Source organism: Paracoccus fontiphilus (genome assembly GCF_017356265.1).
In the GTDB taxonomy this organism is placed as follows: domain Bacteria; phylum Pseudomonadota; class Alphaproteobacteria; order Rhodobacterales; family Rhodobacteraceae; genus Paracoccus; species Paracoccus fontiphilus.
The window spans coordinates 13,405-30,851 of record NZ_JAFNAW010000018.1; the positions used below are offsets into that span (position 1 = coordinate 13,405).

21 protein-coding genes, 1 tRNA gene and 1 pseudogene are annotated in these 17,447 nt (G+C 65.4%); 10 read left to right on the plus strand and 13 right to left on the minus strand.

The window, feature by feature from the left end; translation table 11 throughout:
- Positions 1 to 6: 6 nt before the first annotated feature.
- From J0F76_RS08540 to J0F76_RS08550, 3 genes are read right to left on the minus strand one after another with little or no spacing between them, the layout of a single operon-like run.
- Positions 7 to 570 (minus strand): DUF2585 domain-containing protein, encoded by a 564-nt coding sequence (locus tag J0F76_RS08540; RefSeq protein ID WP_242690089.1) that lies wholly within the window; start codon positions 568 to 570, stop codon positions 7 to 9.
- A gap of 26 nt (positions 571 to 596) precedes the next feature.
- Positions 597 to 1,418 (minus strand): TIGR02186 family protein, encoded by an 822-nt coding sequence (locus J0F76_RS08545; protein ID WP_207467947.1) that lies wholly within the window; start codon positions 1,416 to 1,418, stop codon positions 597 to 599.
- Positions 1,418 to 2,332: a sulfite exporter TauE/SafE family protein gene (locus J0F76_RS08550; RefSeq protein ID WP_207467949.1), complete on the minus strand. Its 915-nt coding sequence runs from the start codon at positions 2,330 to 2,332 to the stop codon at positions 1,418 to 1,420. The genes J0F76_RS08545 and J0F76_RS08550 overlap by 1 nt, the downstream gene beginning before the upstream one ends.
- A gap of 175 nt (positions 2,333 to 2,507) precedes the next feature.
- Between J0F76_RS08550 and surE the strand changes: the two genes are divergently transcribed.
- The 4 genes from surE (at position 2,508) to J0F76_RS08570 (ending at position 5,519) form a co-directional block, all read left to right on the plus strand.
- Positions 2,508 to 3,335, plus strand: a complete 828-nt coding sequence (gene surE, locus J0F76_RS08555; protein ID WP_207467950.1) for a 5'/3'-nucleotidase SurE — start codon at positions 2,508 to 2,510, stop codon at positions 3,333 to 3,335.
- Positions 3,332 to 3,994, plus strand: a complete 663-nt coding sequence (locus J0F76_RS08560) for a protein-L-isoaspartate(D-aspartate) O-methyltransferase (RefSeq protein WP_207467952.1) — start codon at positions 3,332 to 3,334, stop codon at positions 3,992 to 3,994. The genes surE and J0F76_RS08560 overlap by 4 nt, the downstream gene beginning before the upstream one ends.
- 40 nt (positions 3,995 to 4,034) lie before the next feature.
- Positions 4,035 to 5,156: a LysM peptidoglycan-binding domain-containing protein gene (locus J0F76_RS08565; RefSeq protein WP_207467961.1), complete on the plus strand. Its 1,122-nt coding sequence runs from the start codon at positions 4,035 to 4,037 to the stop codon at positions 5,154 to 5,156.
- Positions 5,157 to 5,222: 66 nt separating this feature from the next.
- Positions 5,223 to 5,519 (plus strand): PRC-barrel domain-containing protein, encoded by a 297-nt coding sequence (locus J0F76_RS08570; protein WP_207467971.1) that lies wholly within the window; start codon positions 5,223 to 5,225, stop codon positions 5,517 to 5,519.
- A 247-nt stretch (positions 5,520 to 5,766) separates the two neighbouring features.
- Here the strand turns inward: J0F76_RS08570 and J0F76_RS08575 are convergent, their stop codons facing one another.
- Positions 5,767 to 6,111 carry a hypothetical protein gene (locus J0F76_RS08575; protein ID WP_207467973.1) on the minus strand — a complete coding sequence of 115 codons (345 nt, stop codon included), beginning with the start codon at positions 6,109 to 6,111 and terminating at the stop codon, positions 5,767 to 5,769.
- Between J0F76_RS08575 and J0F76_RS08580 the strand changes: the two genes are divergently transcribed.
- Positions 6,104 to 6,346, plus strand: coding sequence for a BolA/IbaG family iron-sulfur metabolism protein (locus tag J0F76_RS08580; RefSeq protein ID WP_207467978.1), 243 nt, complete (start codon positions 6,104 to 6,106; stop codon positions 6,344 to 6,346). The two genes, J0F76_RS08575 and J0F76_RS08580, sit on opposite strands and share 8 nt — an antisense overlap.
- A 41-nt stretch (positions 6,347 to 6,387) precedes the next feature.
- Positions 6,388 to 6,750 carry a Grx4 family monothiol glutaredoxin gene (grxD, locus tag J0F76_RS08585; RefSeq protein WP_207467987.1) on the plus strand — a complete coding sequence of 121 codons (363 nt, stop codon included), beginning with the start codon at positions 6,388 to 6,390 and terminating at the stop codon, positions 6,748 to 6,750.
- A 50-nt stretch (positions 6,751 to 6,800) separates the two neighbouring features.
- Here grxD and J0F76_RS08590 read toward each other — a convergent pair whose 3' ends face one another.
- The 3 genes from J0F76_RS08590 to J0F76_RS08600 all read right to left on the minus strand — a co-directional run bounded on the left by J0F76_RS08590 (position 6,801) and on the right by J0F76_RS08600 (position 8,080).
- Complete coding sequence (locus J0F76_RS08590; RefSeq protein ID WP_207467990.1) at positions 6,801 to 7,454, minus strand: phage holin family protein; 654 nt, start codon at positions 7,452 to 7,454, stop codon at positions 6,801 to 6,803.
- Positions 7,455 to 7,463: 9 nt separating this feature from the next.
- Positions 7,464 to 7,901 carry an ElaB/YgaM/YqjD family protein gene (locus J0F76_RS08595; protein WP_207467992.1) on the minus strand — a complete coding sequence of 146 codons (438 nt, stop codon included), beginning with the start codon at positions 7,899 to 7,901 and terminating at the stop codon, positions 7,464 to 7,466.
- 102 nt (positions 7,902 to 8,003) lie between these two features.
- Positions 8,004 to 8,080, minus strand: a tRNA-His gene (locus J0F76_RS08600).
- A 102-nt stretch (positions 8,081 to 8,182) separates the two neighbouring features.
- Here J0F76_RS08600 and J0F76_RS08605 point away from each other — a divergent pair.
- Positions 8,183 to 8,398, plus strand: coding sequence for a DUF6324 family protein (locus tag J0F76_RS08605; RefSeq protein ID WP_207467994.1), 216 nt, complete (start codon positions 8,183 to 8,185; stop codon positions 8,396 to 8,398).
- On the opposite strand, the gene J0F76_RS08610 is transcribed toward J0F76_RS08605, so the two are convergent.
- From J0F76_RS08610 to J0F76_RS08630, 5 genes are all read right to left on the minus strand, one after another.
- Entirely contained in the window at positions 8,379 to 8,843 is a 465-nt protein-coding gene (locus J0F76_RS08610; RefSeq protein WP_207468004.1) for an MmcB family DNA repair protein, read from the minus strand. The two genes, J0F76_RS08605 and J0F76_RS08610, sit on opposite strands and share 20 nt — an antisense overlap.
- 342 nt (positions 8,844 to 9,185) lie before the next feature.
- A complete protein-coding gene (locus J0F76_RS08615; RefSeq protein WP_207468006.1) occupies positions 9,186 to 10,151 on the minus strand; it encodes a DUF481 domain-containing protein in 966 nt (321 codons plus the stop codon).
- Positions 10,152 to 10,561: 410 nt separating this feature from the next.
- On the minus strand, positions 10,562 to 10,876 hold the full coding sequence (locus J0F76_RS08620) for a hypothetical protein (RefSeq protein WP_207468008.1): 315 nt from the start codon (positions 10,874 to 10,876) through the stop codon (positions 10,562 to 10,564).
- Positions 10,877 to 10,947: 71 nt separating this feature from the next.
- Positions 10,948 to 11,436: a transcription antitermination factor NusB gene (gene nusB, locus J0F76_RS08625; protein ID WP_207468010.1), complete on the minus strand. Its 489-nt coding sequence runs from the start codon at positions 11,434 to 11,436 to the stop codon at positions 10,948 to 10,950.
- 54 nt (positions 11,437 to 11,490) lie between these two features.
- Positions 11,491 to 12,099, minus strand: coding sequence for a riboflavin synthase (locus J0F76_RS08630; protein ID WP_207468012.1), 609 nt, complete (start codon positions 12,097 to 12,099; stop codon positions 11,491 to 11,493).
- A 122-nt stretch (positions 12,100 to 12,221) separates the two neighbouring features.
- Here J0F76_RS08630 and J0F76_RS08635 point away from each other — a divergent pair, with 122 nt between their 5' ends.
- The 3 genes and pseudogenes from J0F76_RS08635 (at position 12,222) to J0F76_RS08645 (ending at position 16,801) form a co-directional block, all read left to right on the plus strand.
- Complete coding sequence (locus J0F76_RS08635; RefSeq protein WP_341351573.1) at positions 12,222 to 13,556, plus strand: capsule biosynthesis protein; 1,335 nt, start codon at positions 12,222 to 12,224, stop codon at positions 13,554 to 13,556.
- 141 nt (positions 13,557 to 13,697) lie between these two features.
- Positions 13,698 to 14,798: a polysaccharide biosynthesis/export family protein gene (locus J0F76_RS08640; RefSeq protein ID WP_374299518.1), complete on the plus strand. Its 1,101-nt coding sequence runs from the start codon at positions 13,698 to 13,700 to the stop codon at positions 14,796 to 14,798.
- Between the two features lie 7 nt (positions 14,799 to 14,805).
- Positions 14,806 to 16,801: pseudogene (locus tag J0F76_RS08645) on the plus strand (capsular polysaccharide biosynthesis protein).
- Between the two features lie 3 nt (positions 16,802 to 16,804).
- On the opposite strand, the gene J0F76_RS08650 reads toward J0F76_RS08645, so the two are convergent.
- Entirely contained in the window at positions 16,805 to 17,446 is a 642-nt protein-coding gene (locus J0F76_RS08650; protein ID WP_207468014.1) for a CDP-alcohol phosphatidyltransferase family protein, read from the minus strand.
- Between the last annotated feature and the right edge of the window lies 1 nt (position 17,447).

Consider the following 17,447-nt stretch of genomic DNA (forward strand, 5'->3'; position numbering starts at 1 on the left):
GGGTGTCTATGCGCCCGCCTGCCAGTCACGCACGCCTTCGACCGGCCACAGCAGCATCAGCACGTTCAGCGCCAGACCGTCGCGGATCAGCCAGATCGTCAGGACCTCGAACCCGACCACGATGGCGACGGACAACCACACCGGCAACCACCGTGCCAGGTAGAACCCCGCCACCATCGCCAGAATGTCGGCAACCGAATTGACAACACTGTCGCCGTAATAGTCCAGGGCGATCGTCACCGCGCGATAGCGTTCGATAACCGCATCGGAGTTTTCGACGATCTCCCACGCAGCCTCGACCAGGGTGGCGATCAGCAGGCGCCATCCAAAGGACAGCCGGCGCGCCACCAGCCACAGCACGGCATAGAAGATGATCCCGTGCAGCAGGTGCGAGGGCGTATACCAGTCCGACAGATGCTGCGAGTTCTCGGAACTGACCGTCTGGCCGTGCCACAGCTTGACGGTGCCGCATTCGCAGATCGGCACCCGACCAGCCACCAGCAGGATCACCGCGGCGATCAGGATCGACAAGGCGGCAAGCCAATACGGAATGAACTGTTTCTTGAACAACTTGGCCACGCAATGCTCGAAATTTTCTAGGGACGCCGCAGCTTTCTGAACGCCGCCGAGGCTCCCCATCCCGCGAACACCGCCACGCCCAGCGACATCAGCCCGTATAGGAAGGGCTGGTCAAAGGCGAGTCGGTAAAGCCAGCGTTCAAGCCCCACCTTCCGCACGTTGATGGGGGCCACGAAGACGTCGATCACCTGCCCCTGCCGCAGCAGGAATATGCGTGTCTTGTAGGCGCCCTCGACAAGGTTGGCGGGCAGGCTGACGTCGGCGCGAAACAGGGTCTGGTCGATCAGCGAAACGCTGCCTTCGTCCAGGCGATACAATCCCTCGTTCTCGCGGATGCGGATCAGCGCCTCGGTAAAGGGGACGGCGCTTTCCACGGCGATCTGGCCCGCGAAGGCCCTCATCGCGTGGGACAGTGATATGCGATAACGGCTGTCCCATTCCGGCAGCAGGATGTCGCCCAGTGCGGCCGAGGTCGCGACGGCATAGAAGCCGGGCGCGGCCCCGATCCTGACGGCTTCCGAATTGATCCAGATCCCGGCCTTGCGTTCCTTGCGCCAGACAGTGACGCCGCTTGACGGAGCCTCGACCGTGACGATGACCTGCAAGGGCGGCCCGTCGGGGATGGGCGTTTCCCGCTTGATGGCCCCATAAATCAGGATGTCCGAGCCGTCGAAGCTGGCCGTGATCGCGACCGAGTCGCTGGACAGGCCCGCCACCACCGTCTCGGCCGGAGCGGCCTCGACCGGCAGCGCATCGACGTCACCCTGCGGCACCGTCGATTGGGCGCTGGCGGTGCAGGTCAGGGCCAGCAGCAGCAATCCGGCAAGCTGCGCCCGCATCAGCCGATCCCCGGCTGGATGGCGTAAAGATCGTCGGGCGTCAGGAACAGGTCCAGCGCCAGCTTGCCGCAGACCGCCAGCACCAGCAGCGCCAGAAGGATCCGCAACTGCTCGGCCCGCAGGCGCGCCCCCAGCGTGGTGCCGAACTGCGCGCCGACGACGCCCCCGATGATCAGCAGCACCGCCAGCATGATGTCCACGGTGTTGTAGCTGACGGCGTGCATCAGCGTCGTGAAGGCGGTCACGAAGGTGATCTGGAACAGCGAGGTGCCGACCACCACCTTTGTCGGCATACCCAGCAGGTAGATCATCGCGGGCACCATGATGAAGCCGCCGCCGACCCCCATGATCGCCGCCAGCACGCCGACCGCCAGCCCGACCATCAGCGGGGGAAAGGCGCTGATGTAGAGACCCGAGGCGCGGAACTTGACCTTCAGGGGCCAGCGGTGGACCCAGTTGTGCTGGTGCAGCCGCTTGCGATAGCCGGGCATGGACGAACGCCGCAGCGCGCGGATGCTTTCCTGCAGCATCATCGCCCCGATGAGGCCCAGAAACACCACATAGCAAAGCTGAACGACCAGATCGACCTGGCCCACCGCCTGCAGCAGCGTGAACACCCAGACGCCCAGCCACGACCCGACAAGGCCGCCGGCCAGCAGCACGCCGCCCATCCTGAAATCGACGCTCTTGCGCTTGACGTGGGCCAAGACGCCCGACACCGACGAGGCGACCACCTGGTTGGCGCCGGTCGCCACGGCGATGGCAGGCGGGATGCCGATGAAGAACAGCAGCGGCGTGATCAGGAAGCCGCCGCCGACGCCGAAAAGCCCGCTCATCAGGCCGACCAGGCCGCCAAGGCCGACCAGGGTGAAGGCGTTGACCGATACCTCGGCGATGGGAAGATAGATCTGCATGAAACCGCGCGCCGCCTGCGTCAGGGCCAAGTCTGCAACGGTAGGGCATTCAGGTCAAACCGCTTTCCCCCGCTTCATGGCCGACTGACGCTTGAAGCGCGCAGGTCACCCGGCTAAGCAGGAAACGAAGACGTGAACAGGCGCTGTTGGCGGCGCAAGACATGCGGGCCGGACAATGCGAATCTTGATCACCAATGACGACGGCATAAACGCCCCCGGCCTCCAGGTGCTCGAGGAGATCGCCGCGACCCTTGCCGGTCCTGCGGGCGAGGTGTGGGTGGTGGCGCCGGCCTTCGAACAGTCGGGCGTGGCCCATTGCATCAGCTATGCCCACCCCACCATGGTCGCGCGCCTGGACGAACGCCGCTACGCGACCGAGGGAAGCCCGGCCGACTGCGTGCTTGCCGCCGTCTGCGACGTCATGGCCGACAACCCGCCCGACCTTGTCCTATCCGGCGTGAACCGGGGCAACAACTCGGGCGAGAATGCGATGTATTCGGGCACCATCGGCGGCGCGATGGAGGCGGCGCTGCAGGGCCTGCCCGCCATCGCGCTGTCGCAATACCTGGGGCCGAGGACTGCCAGCCTCGCCGATCCGTTCGAGGGATCGCGCCATCATGGCGCCGCCGTCATCCGCCGTTTGCTGGATCATGGCGACTGGACCTCGGACGCGGATTTCCGGCTGTTCTACAACATCAACTTCCCGCCGGTTCCGGCAGCGGCCGTGCGCGGCACCCGTGTTGTTCCGCAGGGACGGCGCCAGGGAACCAATTTCAGCGTGGTGCCCTATACCGCGCCGAATGGCCGGCGCTTCATGTGGGCGGCGGGCGGGGCGCAGAATGCCCCGGCCCGGCCCGGCACCGATGTCGCCGTCAACATGGACGGCTTCATCTCGGTCACGCCGATGCGGGCGGACCTGACCTGCCATGCCTCGCTGCGCGAGATGTCGGGACTTTTCGACGACAACACCCCTCGCCAGACGGAGGCCGCCGAGACCCCATGACGGTCGATCACGACGACGAGGACGACCCCGCCGAGCGCAAGATGCGCTTTCTGTTCCAGTTGCGGTCGCGCGGCGTGACCGATCCGCGCGTCCTGGCGGTGATGGAGCGGATAGACCGGGGCCTTTTCGTGCGCGGCCAGTTCGCCGACCGTGCCTACGAGGATACGCCGCTGCCGATCCCCTGCGGGCAGACGATCAGCCAGCCGTCGGTCGTGGGCCTGATGACGCAATCGCTGAGCCCCGGCCCGCGCGACACCGTGCTGGAGATCGGGACCGGGTCCGGTTACCAGGCGGCGATCCTGTCGGGGCTGTGCCGCCGCGTCTATACCGTGGACCGCCACCGCCGCCTGGTGCACGAGGCCGAGGCGATCTTTCGCCAGCTTGGCCTGCACAACATCACCGCCCAGGTGGCCGACGGATCGCGCGGGCTGCCCGACCAGGCGCCCTTTGATCGCATTCTTGTCACCGCCGCGGCCGAGGACCCGCCGGGCTCGTTATTGGCACAGTTGAAGATCGGCGGTATCATGGTCGTGCCGGTGGGACAGTCCGATGCGGTTCAGACCCTGATCCGTGTCACCCGGACCGAGACCGGCTTCGACTATGATGAGTTGCGTCAGGTGCGATTTGTGCCGCTGGTCGAAGGGTTGGGGCAAACGTGACCCGCATCCGCGGCAAGGCAGGCTAAGGACGGCAGGACGAATGAGCAGGACTATCAGGCGGGTCGCCGGAACCGGAGCGGCGGTGCTTCTTCTGGCCTCATGCGGCGCGACGGGCTTCGACCCCGACCTGCGTGGCTGGATGCCCGGCGCGCTGAACACGGCGGATGCCGCCGCCCGGGCCGCGCCCCGGCCGCAACCGGACAGCCGGGGGATCATCACCTTTCCAGGCTACCAGGTTGTCGTGGCGCAGAATGGCGACACGGTGACAACCGTTGCCCGCCGCCTCGGCATCGACGCGTCCCGCCTGGCGCAGCACAATGCCCTTCCCCCGAACGCTCCTCTTGCGGCGGGCCAGACCCTGGTCCTGCCGCAGCGTGTCGGTGCAACTGGCGGGACGGGTGTCGCGACGGGCGCGGTCAGGGATCCGTTTGCGGGCCAGCCCGCCCAAGGACGCGGGACAGCCCCGGCAGCGGCGCCTGCAACGGCGGCCAACCCGGCCCAGCATACCGTGGCGGCGGGGGAAACCGCCTGGTCCATCGCACGGAAATACGACGTCGGCGTGCAGGATCTGGCGGTCTGGAACGGTTTGCCCACCAGCATGTCGCTGCGCGTGGGACAGCGCCTGGTCATCCCGGTCGCGGGGCAGAAGGCGCCCAACCCGACCGCCGTCACCACCATGCCCGGCAGCGGCAGCCCCACCCCGCGCCCTCCATCCGCCGCGCAGCCCCTGCCCGCCGAGAACACGGAACCGGCAGCATCGCCGGGCCCCAAGGCGCCCGCGACCGATCTTGGCGCCACGCGCACGGCAGCGTCGTCCGGGGGGCGGTTCCAGATGCCGGTGTCGGGATCGATCATCCGCCTTTACGAAAAAGGCAAGAACGACGGCATCGACATCTCGGCCACGGCGGGAACCGCCGTCAAGGCCGCGGGCAGGGGCACCGTCGCGGCGGTCACCAAGGATACCAGTGGCGCGCCCATCGTCGTGGTCCGCCATGACGGAAACCTGATGACGGTCTACACGGGCCTTGACGGCCTGGACGTGTCCAAGGGCGACAGCGTCTCGGCCGGGCAATCCATCGGCAAGGCGGGTCGCGGGGGTTTCGTGCATTTCGAGGTGCGCCAAGGCTTCGACAGCGTCGATCCTGAAAAGTACCTGAACTGATCGGACGGAACACCTGCCCCGGACGGGCGTTTCCGTCCCATGAGCAACGCCAGCGGAGCACATGGCATGGACCATTCTGAACATCCCCGGCTTTTGCCGGACGAACTGACCGACGCGGTGCTGACGGGCGCGACGATCTATGGACCGGGCGACGATACGGTGGGCACCGTGTCCCATGTCCACGGATCGGGCAGCAGCGCGCAGGTGGTGATCGACGTCGGCGGCTTCCTGGGAATCGGCTCCAAGCCGGTTCTGGTGCCGGTGGCCGACTTGGACATGATGCGCGACGGCGACGGCGTGGTGCACGGCGTGTCGCGCTGGACCAAGGAGGACCTCAAGGCCCTGCCCGAACACACCGACTGACTTTCGGGGCGGCGGTCCGGCCGCCGCCCTGCTTGCGCGAAAGCACGCGCAAAGCTACCGTCTTGCCGAGCGATGGGCCTGCACCTCAGGCAGGAGACACGGGTTCGTTCCAAGACGGTACCACCCCCATGGTGGCCGGGACGTTCCCGGTCGAAATCCCGCGTTTTCATGCCGGCAACGTGACACCGATGATTGCCGGCAATCACAAGGGTCATCTGGCGGATGCGTGCGGACTCACCGGAACTTTTCAGCGCCTCCGTGCTTTCCTGAACGAAGGTAAAACTTGGCGTTCATAGGGGATGATCCGATGCGAGTACTGACCGCAAGTCTTTTGGGTTGCATGGTTTTCGGACTGGCTGCCTGCGGAGACAATGCAACCGAACGCGCCGCAACCGGCGGCCTTGGCGGCGCCGTCATTGCCGGCCCCGCAGGTGCGGTGGTGGGCGGGACCGTTGGTGCAGCCACTGCCAACTGATCCGACCGGAACCTGGACGGCCGCGCTTCGGGCGCGGCCGTTTTTGTTGGTCTTGCGGGCTGGTGATGCTTCCCCTACATCTGCTTGATAAAGGCAGAAGGACAGCCACATGGCCATGGAAGCGCACGACATCGAAGCCCTTATCCGCACCGCTTTCCCACATGCGCAGATCACGATTACCGATCTGGCCGGTGACGGTAACCACTACGCGGCCGAGGTGATCGACGAAAGCTTTCGCGGCCAGAACCGCGTCCAGCAGCAGCGCGCGGTCTATGCCGCCCTTCAGGACAAAATGGCCGGAAAGTCGGGCGAGCTGCATGCCTTGGCGCTGACGACCAAGGCTCCTGATTAAGGCGCTGCCTTGGACAGACCATCAGAAACAGGATGACGAAAATGACCCAGGTAACTGAAAAAATTCAAGAATTGGTCGATCAGGCCGATGTCGTGCTGTTCATGAAGGGCACCAAGGAAATGCCGCAGTGCGGTTTTTCAAGCCGCGTCGCCGGTGTGCTGAACTACATGGGCGTGGACTATCGTGACGTGAACGTGCTGGCTGACGACGACGTCCGTCAGGGCATCAAGGATTTCTCGGACTGGCCCACGATCCCGCAGCTCTACGTCAAGGGAGAGTTCGTGGGCGGCTGCGATATCGTCACCGAGATGACGCTGTCCGGCGAACTCGACCAGATGTTCGACCAGAAGGGCATCGGCTACGACAAGGCGGCGGCCGACAAGATCCGCGAGGCGAACGCCTGACGCCACCTGCATCCGGAAAAGAAAACGGGCCGTCTCGCGGCCCGTTCCAGTCACAGGATGTCGTCCTCGTAGGGGTCAGGGTCCCGGCCCTCTCTCAACTTCGCGGCCAGCGTGATGCCCACCGCGAACGCGCCCAGGATCTTGGCCATGCTGGCGGCGTTGGTGCTGTTGGCCCGCGACAACGTCGCGTTGGCGTTCTGGACCTTTGACTTGACGGTGTTGATGTTGGTCGCCGTCAGGCCAACCGCCTCGGCGGCATTTCTGGCTGCACCATAGACACGGCGTTCGGTGTCGTCCGCCAGCTTGTTTGCCCGATGGCTTGCATCATCCATGAGCGAAGCAACCTTGTTGCCCGCCATGTCCATCAGGCGATCCGCCTCGGTCCTGGCCTTTTCGGCGGCAGCCTCGGCGGCAAGATGAACGCGGGCCTCGACCTCCTTGCGAAGATCCTCCTTGGTCGGCATCTCGTGCTTGGCGCGCTTGGACATGGCCAGCAGGATCACCGCCACGGCGACGAACAGGATACCGACGGCAAGCGAAGCAAGGGCCGGTCCCCAGCCCAGGTCATGCGCGAGGAAGGACCAGAGCGCCGCCACAAGAAAGCCGAAGGCGATGGCAAGGACGACCCCTGCCACCGCCTTCATCGCCGACCTGCGCGCCGTATCCTTGAGAGCCAGTTGAAGACGCTGCGCATAGTCGAACATGGCTAGCCCTCAACGACGTGCGAGAATCAGACCGACCAGAAAGCCGACGCCTGCCGCGATTCCCAGCGCCTGGGCGGGATTGCGGCGAACCATCTCGGACACCTCGTCATAGCGGTCTTCGGCATAATGGGTCAGTTCCGACGCCCGCTGCTGGCCCTGCTGGTACAGCCGCTCGGCCTCGGCCTTGGCGCGTCCCGCATATTCCCCGCCAACCTCGCGCGCGCGCTCCACATAGTCCTGTGCGGTGTCGCGCGCGTTCTGCGCCATTTCGGCGCCACGGTCCTTGAGGCTTTCGGCGCCGGAATTGTTCGCCATCTTGTCGGCGGTGTCGCGGATGTCACTGCCGATCTTGCTGGCGCCCTCGCGCAGATCGGATTTCGCCTGCTGACCAGCAGCCGCGGCGTCTTTCTTCAGGTTGTCGGCGGTGGGATTGTTGGATTGAGCCATCTGGATGTCCTCCGGTGTGATTGTCACCATCAGGGCTTAAACCCCCCGAAAACATCAAGGTTCCGCGTTCCGGCGGTTTATTTGAACGGCAGTGTCCGGGGATGGTACCGCCTCCCCGGCTCGAACGGGGGACCTCTAGATCCACAATCTAGCGCTCTAACCAACTGAGCTAAGGCGGCACGGATGCGTTCTCTAACGCCGCTTGAGGGCGGTTGCAAGCCCGACTTGCAGGGAAAATACGCGCGCGATACAGAAAGCGATCACAGCAAGGGGCAATGGCCATGAGCATCAACAGCCAGAGCAATATCGCGGCCAACCTGCAGGTCGGGCCGACGGACCAGGGCATGGTCAGGATCTATCTTGAAGCCGAGGGTATTGACCTGCCCCTGGACTTCGACCCGGACGAAGCGACCGAGATCGCCGAGGAACTGCTGGCCGCTGCCGAAGCCGCCCGCCAGATCGGCCAGGGCGACAAGCCTAAAAAGCCGCGCCGCTGAACGCCTCGGGGTCGGTTAGGCCCTGCAGCCGCAGAGCGGACACGCGCGCGAAATCCCGCATAACCTTGGATCGTCGCGCGCCCGCAAGCCGGGTTTCCGGCGCCATCCGCTGGATTTCCGCGCCATAGGCATCGGCGCAGATCAGCCCGGTGTCGTCGGGCAGAAGATCGGTCGGAAAATCACAGTCGACGGCCCAGAAGTAGCGGTCGCACCATTCGACATAGCCCTGCCATTTTCGGTCGCCCATGAAATCCGCACGGCAACTCTTGCACTCGACGATCCAGAATTCTCCCTTGGGGCCCATGCTGATGACATCGACCCGCAGCCCTCGGCTGGGGACGAATTCGGTCAGCACGGCATGATCCATGCTGCGCAGCAGCCGGGCGACGCCGCGCGCAAGACGTTGACCCGGCATCGCGGGAAGGGACAAGGTGGTTCCGCTCATCCCGAAGTTATAGAACGAAATGGAAACACGCTTCAACCCGCTTGAACTGCGCCGCCTGCGTCCCTATCTGCTAGCCTTGGCGGGCTTCTGCTCTTCTCGCGTGCGGCCATTTTTCCACTGGCCTATAACTTTTCCGAGGGGGCTGGCTCTGGCGTGACCCTGGTCTCGTTATCCGGCGCCCACCTGGTAATCCAGGCTTTCGGGAAATCTCGTGCTGCCGCGGTTGCTGCGGTTCCCGCCACCCTTGAACCGCCCTGCCCGGCAGCGGCGGTTTTTTCCATGCGAAAAGGGCGGCCTTGCGGACCGCCCTTTCCAGTTTGCTTCCGATCAGAGGGAGGGAAATCAGAAGCCGTAGACGACCGACACGCCCAAGGTGTTGTCCGTCCGGATTTGACGGTCTTCCTGGTATTCGGTGGTGTAGCTGATGCGGGTCGCCAGCTGGTCGGACATCCGGAAGTTGACGCCGAACTGGTTGGTGATCACGTCAGCCGAGTCTTCCGACGACAGGTAGTCGGTGTCGTTGGTGATGAAGACCATGTCGTTGAAGCGGTGGTAGAGGCGCGACGACACGATATAGCCGATGCCGCTGTCCGACGATTCGTCGACGGCAACACGCTCCAGGACGCCATCATCGTCTTCATCGACGTAGTCGAAGCCGGACTTCTGCGCACCCGTCTGCGTGTAGCGGTAGCCGATGCCGGCCTGGACGCGCCATGCGGTGGTGTCGGTGTTGATCACGCGATAGCCCGGACCGACGCCGATGAACCCGTCGCGAGCAAAGTCGCTCAGCTTCTCGTCAATCTCCTCGATCGGCTGGCCGTCATAGTCGGGGTCGCCATTGGCCAGACCATCCACGCTGAAGCGGCCCAGGACGAAGGCATAGAAGCGGTCGTTGAAGTAGTAGGCGCCATCATAGATGGTCGACACTTCTTCCTTGTCCTTGTTGCCCTGGTCGTCATCGCCGAATTCGATCAGCATCCCGACCGACTGCTGCCAGGGTCCCTGGTTGCTGGACACGCGGCCCGCCAGCGAAAAGTCCTGGCTTTCATCGTTGCCCGTGCTGCCGGCATAGGTCAAAGCCACCGAACCGAACAGGCCTTCGCGGCGGTCGGGGTTGCCGAAGCGCGCGTCGTCGTTGTCGCGGTCGAAGTCGTCCTGAACGGCATCCTCGACGTCGATCAGCCGGTCGTTGATCTCGGAAATGCCCGTCGCATCGGCACCGGTGGCGATCTCGGTCTGTGCAAAGGCCGGGGCGGAAAGGGCGGCCATCAGCGCGGCGGTGCCGGTCAGCAGCGTAACTTTTTTCATCTTTTCCTCACGAGCTGAGTTTCGTTGTTCTGGAGCCTGAAGGTCGCCAGAGCATCTCTGCGGGATTAGAAGTAATCTTGCTCTGCCGCGGTTCAAAGCACCAAGGAAAAGGACGGCGAACGGCAAAATCCGGACGGATCGAGATAAACCCCGCGTTGCGCCATTTTTTGCCGAAACAGAGGTTTGATGAGGTTTCTCGGAACCTTTTGCCGCTTCGCGGAAGCAATTGTCAGGGCTGGATTTGGTTGGGCTTCACGATTTCCTCACGCCTGTTTTTGCCTGATGCGAGAGTGAAACAAATCCGTGACTGCCTGTAAAAACAGCAGCTATGCAGTGCGGCGTGATGGCATCATCTGTTGCACAATAAACACGCCCGGCAAATCATTCGCGTGCAGGTAGCATGACAGTGGTCAGCGATGGCGGCGAGGCGCGGGCAAGGTTGCAGGCGCCTTGATCGCGGATCTCTGCCGGAAGAGACGCTTTCCACGCCCATCCCTCGGCGGCGACTCGGCCTGCCCCATCACGACAAGCGCGAATTGAACACCGGCAAACACGATGGCGTTGAAGGCGACCAGCAGGACCACTGCCAGCCAGCCCACATCGCTGCCAAGGATCAGATGGCGCAAATGCGCCACATCAAGCGCCAGCAGTGCGGCCACGAAGCCACAGGCAAGCAGCACCCCGATGAAGACGCTGCGGATATAGACGCGAACCATGTGCGGCATGGGTGCACCCCACCTAAAGACATCCCCGCAGTATACGCTTTGACGCGAAAAGATGCAGGAAAAATCGCAGGTCAGAATGCTTCGGGTCGCAGTTCGCGGGCGACATGGTCAAGCACGGCGTTCACGAACTTCGCTTCGCGGCCCTCGGGGAAGAAGGCCTCGGCCAGGCGGACGTATTCGGTGATGACCACCTTCGGCGGAGTCTGGGGGGTCACAAGCTCTGCCCCGGCGGCGCGGAACAGGGCGCGCAGCACCGGGTCGATGCGGTCGATCGGCCATTTCGCCACCAGCCCGCGATCCGTCGCCTGGTCGATTCGCGATTGCCAGTTCACCGCCGCGTCCACGACGCGGGTGAACAGGGCCTCGTCCGCGGGCAGATACTGGCCGTGTTCATCCTCGGCCCCCAGGCGGTGAAGCTCGAACTCGCGCGTGACGCGATCGGCGGACTGGCCCGCCGCCTCCATCTGGTACAGCGCCTGCACCGCGTAAAGCCGCGCGCCACTGCTGAGGGCGCGCCGCTCAGCGCGCTTGTCTTTCGCCTTGTCGTCGTTCGCGTTCATGGATCAGGGCCCCGCACCAAAGACCGGCTGCAATGGAACGAAAGCCGCCGGGCGTCAACCCCCGGAAAGGGCCGAAGCCTCGACCAGGCGGGCGACGTAGCGGGCCATCGTGTCGATTTCCAGGTTGATCGCGTCACCCGCCGCGACCTTGCCCCAGGTCGTCACCTGCCGCGTATGAGGGATCAGGTTGATGCCGAAGCGGTTGCCCTCGACCTCGTTCACGGTCAGAGAGGTGCCGTTCAGCGCCACGGAGCCCTTGGGCGCGATGAACCGCGCCAAGGCCTGCGGCGCCTCGAAGGTCAGGCGCAGGCTGTCGCCCTCGTCATGCATCTCGACGACATGGGCCACGCCATCGACATGACCGCTGACGATATGGCCCCCCAGCTCGTCGCCGACCCGAAGCGCGCGTTCCAGGTTCAGGTGCTTGCCGACCTGCCAGCCGTTCGCGCCGATATTGGTCTTGGACAGGGTCTCGGCCGAGATATCCACCGTGAACCAGCCCTCGCCCTTGTCCACGACCGTCAGGCACACGCCATCGCAGGCGATCGAGGCCCCCATGTCGACCGTCGCCATGTCATAGCTGCAGCCGATCCTGGCCCGCATGTCGCCACGCATTTCGACCGAAAGAACCGTTCCGATGTCGGTGATGATGCCAGTAAACACGCGAAAGCCCTTTTCTTCGTCCGAGACCTAGGCGATACAATCATCGAGTGCAAGGTTTAGGCATTAACGCCTCGTTCATCGCGTCGTGATTTGATGACCTAATTCCTTGAAGGGATGCGCAAGTGACGCAGGACCGCCACGATTTCACGCCGTTCTTGAAGGCCACCTCGGAAGAGCCGCACCAGAAGGTTTTTCTGCTGCTGCAGGGGCCGCACGGGCCATTCTTCGACAGGTTGGGCCGGCTGCTTCGCGCGGCCGGGGCGCAGGTCTGGCGTTGCGCCTTCAACGCGGGGGACGAGTTCTTCTGGTCCGACAAGGCTCGCCTGCTGCGCCACCAGGGCAGCAGCGCGGAATGGCCTGCCCGCCTGGCGCAGATCATCGCAGAAAAGGGCGTGACCGATATCGTCCTTTATGGCGACGTGCGTCCTGTCCATGCCGCGGCGCGGTCGGCCGCGCAGGCCCTGGGCTTGCGTCTTCACGTGTTCGAGGAGGGATACCTTCGCCCCTACTGGATCAGCTACGAACGCGGGGGCTCGAACGGGCATTCGGCATTGCTGGGCGTCTCGCTCGACCGGATGCGGGCGACGCTGCGCGACACGGCAAGCGAGGTGCGGCGCCCGCCCGCCCATTGGGGCGACATGCGCCAGCACAAGTTCTATGGCGCCTTCTACCATTTCCTTGTCCTGGTCGCGAACGGGAAATACCGGCAGTTCACCAGCCACCGCGCCCTTTCGATCGGCGAGGAGTTCCGGATGAATCTGCGCCGGCTGGTCCTGACACCGTTCCACGCGGTGACTAGGGCGGTCCAGTGGCGCCGCTTCCGCCTGTCGGGCGATCCCTACGTCCTGGTGCCGATGCAACTGGAACATGATTCAAGCCTGCAAGGGCATTCGCCTTTCAAGAAGAACAGCCAGTTCGTCGAGCAGGTCGTGGCCGAGTTTGCACGATCGGCGCCCCGCCATCATCACCTGTTGTTCAAGGCGCATCCCCTTGAGGACGGACGGGCACGAAACCGGCGTTCGATCCGCAAGGCCGCCGCGTGCCACGGGGTTGCGGACCGGGTTCATTACTTCCGCGGCGGCAAGCTTGCGGACATGCTTGCCCATGCCCGCGCCGTCATCACCGTCAACTCGACGGCGGCCCAGCAGGCCCTGTGGCGTGGCCTGCCGGTCAAAGCCCTGGGAAGGGCGGTCTATTGCAAGGCCGGCCTCGTTTCCGAACAGGGACTGCCCGAGTTCTTCAGGGACCCCAAGCAGCCCGACCTAGCGTCCTATCGGGTGTTCCGCGATTACCTGCTGCAGACAAGCCAGGTGCCGGGCGGGTTCTACTCGCGCCGTTCGCGGGCCCATGCGCTGCGCCTTGTGGCCGACCTGATCCTTGCGCCGGACGATCCTTATCGCGCCTTGGCGGCCGGGCGGTTCCAGCGGCGCCAGCAGATCGGCGAACTTCTGGACTGAACGGCAGGAAGTGATGGTATCCGCCAGCGGCACGGGCTACATTGCCCGCACAACCGGACGGCAAGTCCGGGCTAAAAGGAACAGGAGTTTCGAGAGGTGACAGTGAAACTTTCTCCTGCCCGTCCGGCGGCGGGCCAGGCCATGCGTCTGGTCCTGATCGTCGCGATGACCCTGCTTGCGGCCTGCAGCCTGCCCCGTTCCGGTCCCAGCAAGAATGAAATCTATTCGGGCGCCGTCGAAAAGGGCGGCAACGCGCATGTGATCTATGTGAACGACCACGTCGCCCGGGCCACGAACTTCGCCCCGGCCTATGGCTTTTCCAACAGCTTCCTGGGCGCCGGACAGGTCGGCGCGGACGAGATTCGCGCAGGCGACGTGCTGGGCCTTGCCATCTGGGAGAACGTCGACGACGGGCTGCTGACCTCGCTGGGCGCAAGCTCGACGGCGCTGCAGGAAATCCAGGTCGACAGCAGCGGCTACATCTTCGTGCCCTATGCCGGCCGGGTGCAGGCTGCCGGAAATACCCCGGACCAGTTGCGCCAGATCATCACCGAGCGGCTTTCGACCCAGACCCCCGACCCGCAGGTCACGGTGGCCCGCGTCGCGGGCGATGGCGCCACCGTCTCGGTCATGGGCAAGGTCACGGCCCAGGGCGTCTACCCAATCGAGCGTCCGACGCGGACCCTGTCCGCGATGCTGGCACGCGCGGGCGGTGTCTCGATCGAGCCCGAGATCGCCGTCATCACCGTCAAGCGCGGCAACAACACCGGCAAGGTGTGGCTGACCGATCTTTACTCGAATTCCAGTAACGACATCGCGCTCCGCCCCGGCGACGTGATCCTGGTCGAGGAGGATCAGCGCAGCTTCACCGCGCTTGGCGCGCTGGGCGGACAGACACGCGTCCCCCTGGGCAACGAGATGATCAACGCGGTCGAGGCCGTGGCGATGGTGGGCGGCCTCAACTCGAACCTCGCCGACCCGACGGGCGTGTTCATCCTGCGGGACGAGCCTGAATCGGTCGCGTCGCGGGTTCTGGGCAAGACGGTCTATGGCACGCAGCGCATCGCCTATGTGCTGGACCTGACGCGGCCGAACGGGCTGTTCCTGGCGCGCGACTTCCTGATCCGGGACGAGGATACGGTCTATGTGACCGAGGCGCCCTATGTGCAATGGCAGAAGCGTCTGGCGACTCTGACGGGGCCGCTCAGCACGGCGAACACGGTCACGAACCTGACGCGGTGATTCCCTGATGCGGGACGACACGGAAGCCGCCGGTGAACAGAACCGGCGGCTTTTCGCATACAATCGCGGTTTCTGGCACGGGCCGCGCCTGCGCCGCATCCTGGAACTGGCGGGATGGGACCTGCGGCTGGGGCTGCCCGGGCCCGGTGATGCGGTGGCCGTCTGGGGCGGCAGTCCGACCGCATGGCGGGGCCGCGCCGTCGCGGCACGCCGGGGTGGTGACGGTCGAGGACGCCTTCCTGCGCTCCGTCCTTCCGGGCCGGGCGCCGGATCGGCTGGCACGTCGCGGTCCCCTTGGCCTGCTGGTCGATCCGTGGGGCTGTCATTTCGACCCATCGCGGCCCTCGCTGGTCGAAAGGCTGATCGTCGAGGGGAAAACGGCAGGGCAAGAGCATTCCGCCCGCGACGGCATCGCAAGGCTGCGCGCGCTCGACCTGTCGAAATACAATGCTCATCAGCCCAACCTGCCTGCGCCCCAGCCCGGCTACGTCCTTGTCATAGACCAGACCCACGGCGACGCGTCGCTGATGGGCGCGGGGCGCGACCGTTTTCTTGCGATGCTGGCTGCGGCGCGCGACGAACATCCCGGCCGCCCCATCCTGCTGCGCAGCCACCCCGAGACCATCCGGCACTTGCGCCCCGGTCATCTGGGTCCGGCGGACCTGCGCCCCGGCGACAGCCTGTGCGATGGTGACATCTCGCCCTGGCGGCTTCTGGAAAACGCCCATGCGGTCTATGCCGTCAGTTCGCAGCTTGGCTACGAGGCTATCCTTGCGGGCCACAGGCCGCGGCTGTTCGGCCAGCCGTTCTATGCCGGATGGGGTCTGTCCCATGATGAAGCGCCCCTGCCGCAAGGCCGCCGGGGAACGGCCTCGGTCGAGACCCTGTTTGCCGCAAGCCATCTTCTGGCGCCCGTCTGGTACGATCCTTGCCGTGACCGCCTGACCGGCTTCGACGGCGCGGTCGACCAGCTGGAGGCCGAGGTGAAGGTGTTTCGCCAGGATCGCGGCGGGCACTTGGCCCATGGCATGCGTTTGTGGAAGCGGCCCTTCATTGCGCGGGCCTTCGGTGACGCGCATCGCGTCCGCTTTGCCAAGCGGCCTGGGCCTGACGTGACGCTTGCCTGGGCGGGCAAGGCGTCGGACACCCCGCAGGCGGTCCGGGTCGAGGATGGCTTCATAAGGTCGCGCGGGCTTGGCGCGGACCTGACGCCACCCCTGTCGCTGGTGGCTGACGATCTGGGAATCTACTACGATCCGACCCGTGAAAGCCGCCTGGAACGGCTGATCGCAGAAGGGCCGCCACCTGGGGGCACTGCACGGGCGGAACGGCTGATCCAGGCGATCCGGGCCGCCGGATTGTCGAAGTACAACCTGTCGGGAAGCACCTATCATCCCGCCGGAACGGCCCGACCGCGCATCCTCGTGCCCGGTCAGGTCGAGGACGACGCCTCGATCCGTCTTGGCGCGGGCGCCGAGCGCACCAACCTGGACCTGCTGCGCCGCGTCCGCCGTGACAATCCCGGCGCCCATCTGATCTACAAGCCCCATCCCGATGTCGAGGCGGGCTTGCGTCCCGGCGTCATTGCCCCCGACGCCCTGCGCGGGCTTGCCGATGAGGTCGCCGCCGCCGCCGACCCGATCGCGCTGCTTGCGCATGTGGACGAGGTCTGGACGATCACCTCGACCCTCGGGTTCGAGGCCTTGTTGCGCCACGTTCCCGTCACGGTGCTGGGTGCGCCCTTCTATGCCGGCTGGGGGCTGACGCGTGACCTGGGCCCCGTCCCCGCGCGGCGCGTGGCACGTCCGGATCTTGCGGCCCTGGTCCATGCCTGCCTGATCGCCTATCCCCGCTATCGCGATCCCGCCACCGGCTTGCCCTGCCCGGTCGAGGTTGCCATTGATCGCCTGCAGGACGGCTCCAGCCCCCGGCCGCCCATGCTGCGCCTTTTGGCAAAGGTGCAGGGGGCGCTGGCGGGGCAAAGCTGGATCTGGAGGCGGTAGGCCCTAGCGGCGCTTCAGGAAGCGGATCAGGCGCGACGATCGCCGCAAGGCCGTCACGCCCGCAAGCGCCACCACGATCCACAGGCCGATCCGCAGAACCTGCCCATGGCCCGACCAAAGCGGCTCCACGGCCGACAGCAGCGCTGCCAGGGTGATCAGCGCCATCCGGTGCTGCTTGGCCATCGGGCCGCCGAAGTCGGCGGGCGCCCCGCAGGTGACGCCCAGTTCCCGGACATAGGCGGTCAGGACCGCCATCGCCGCCGCCGCCCAGCCAAGCGCGGGAAAATCAGCCCCGATGCCGACGCCGACCAGGATCAGCATGTCGGAAACACGGTCGGGAAACTCGTTCCAGAAGGGACCGTCCGGCGCACCCTTGCCGCCCTCGACCGCGACCATGCCGTCCAGGAGGTTGCAGACCAGGCGCACCTGGCAGAACAGCGCCGCAAGGATCGGCAGGGCGGACCTGCCCCATCCTGCAACGTCTGCCGACAGGGCGAAGCAGCCCCCTGCCACCAGGGCCGCGACCATTCCCGCGACCGATATCCGGTTCGGCGTCACGCCCGCAATCGCCAACCTGCGTGCCGCATGGTTCGCCCATCGGGTCTGGCGGCTGGCAAGCGGACGGCGTCTGGACGTGTCGATCATG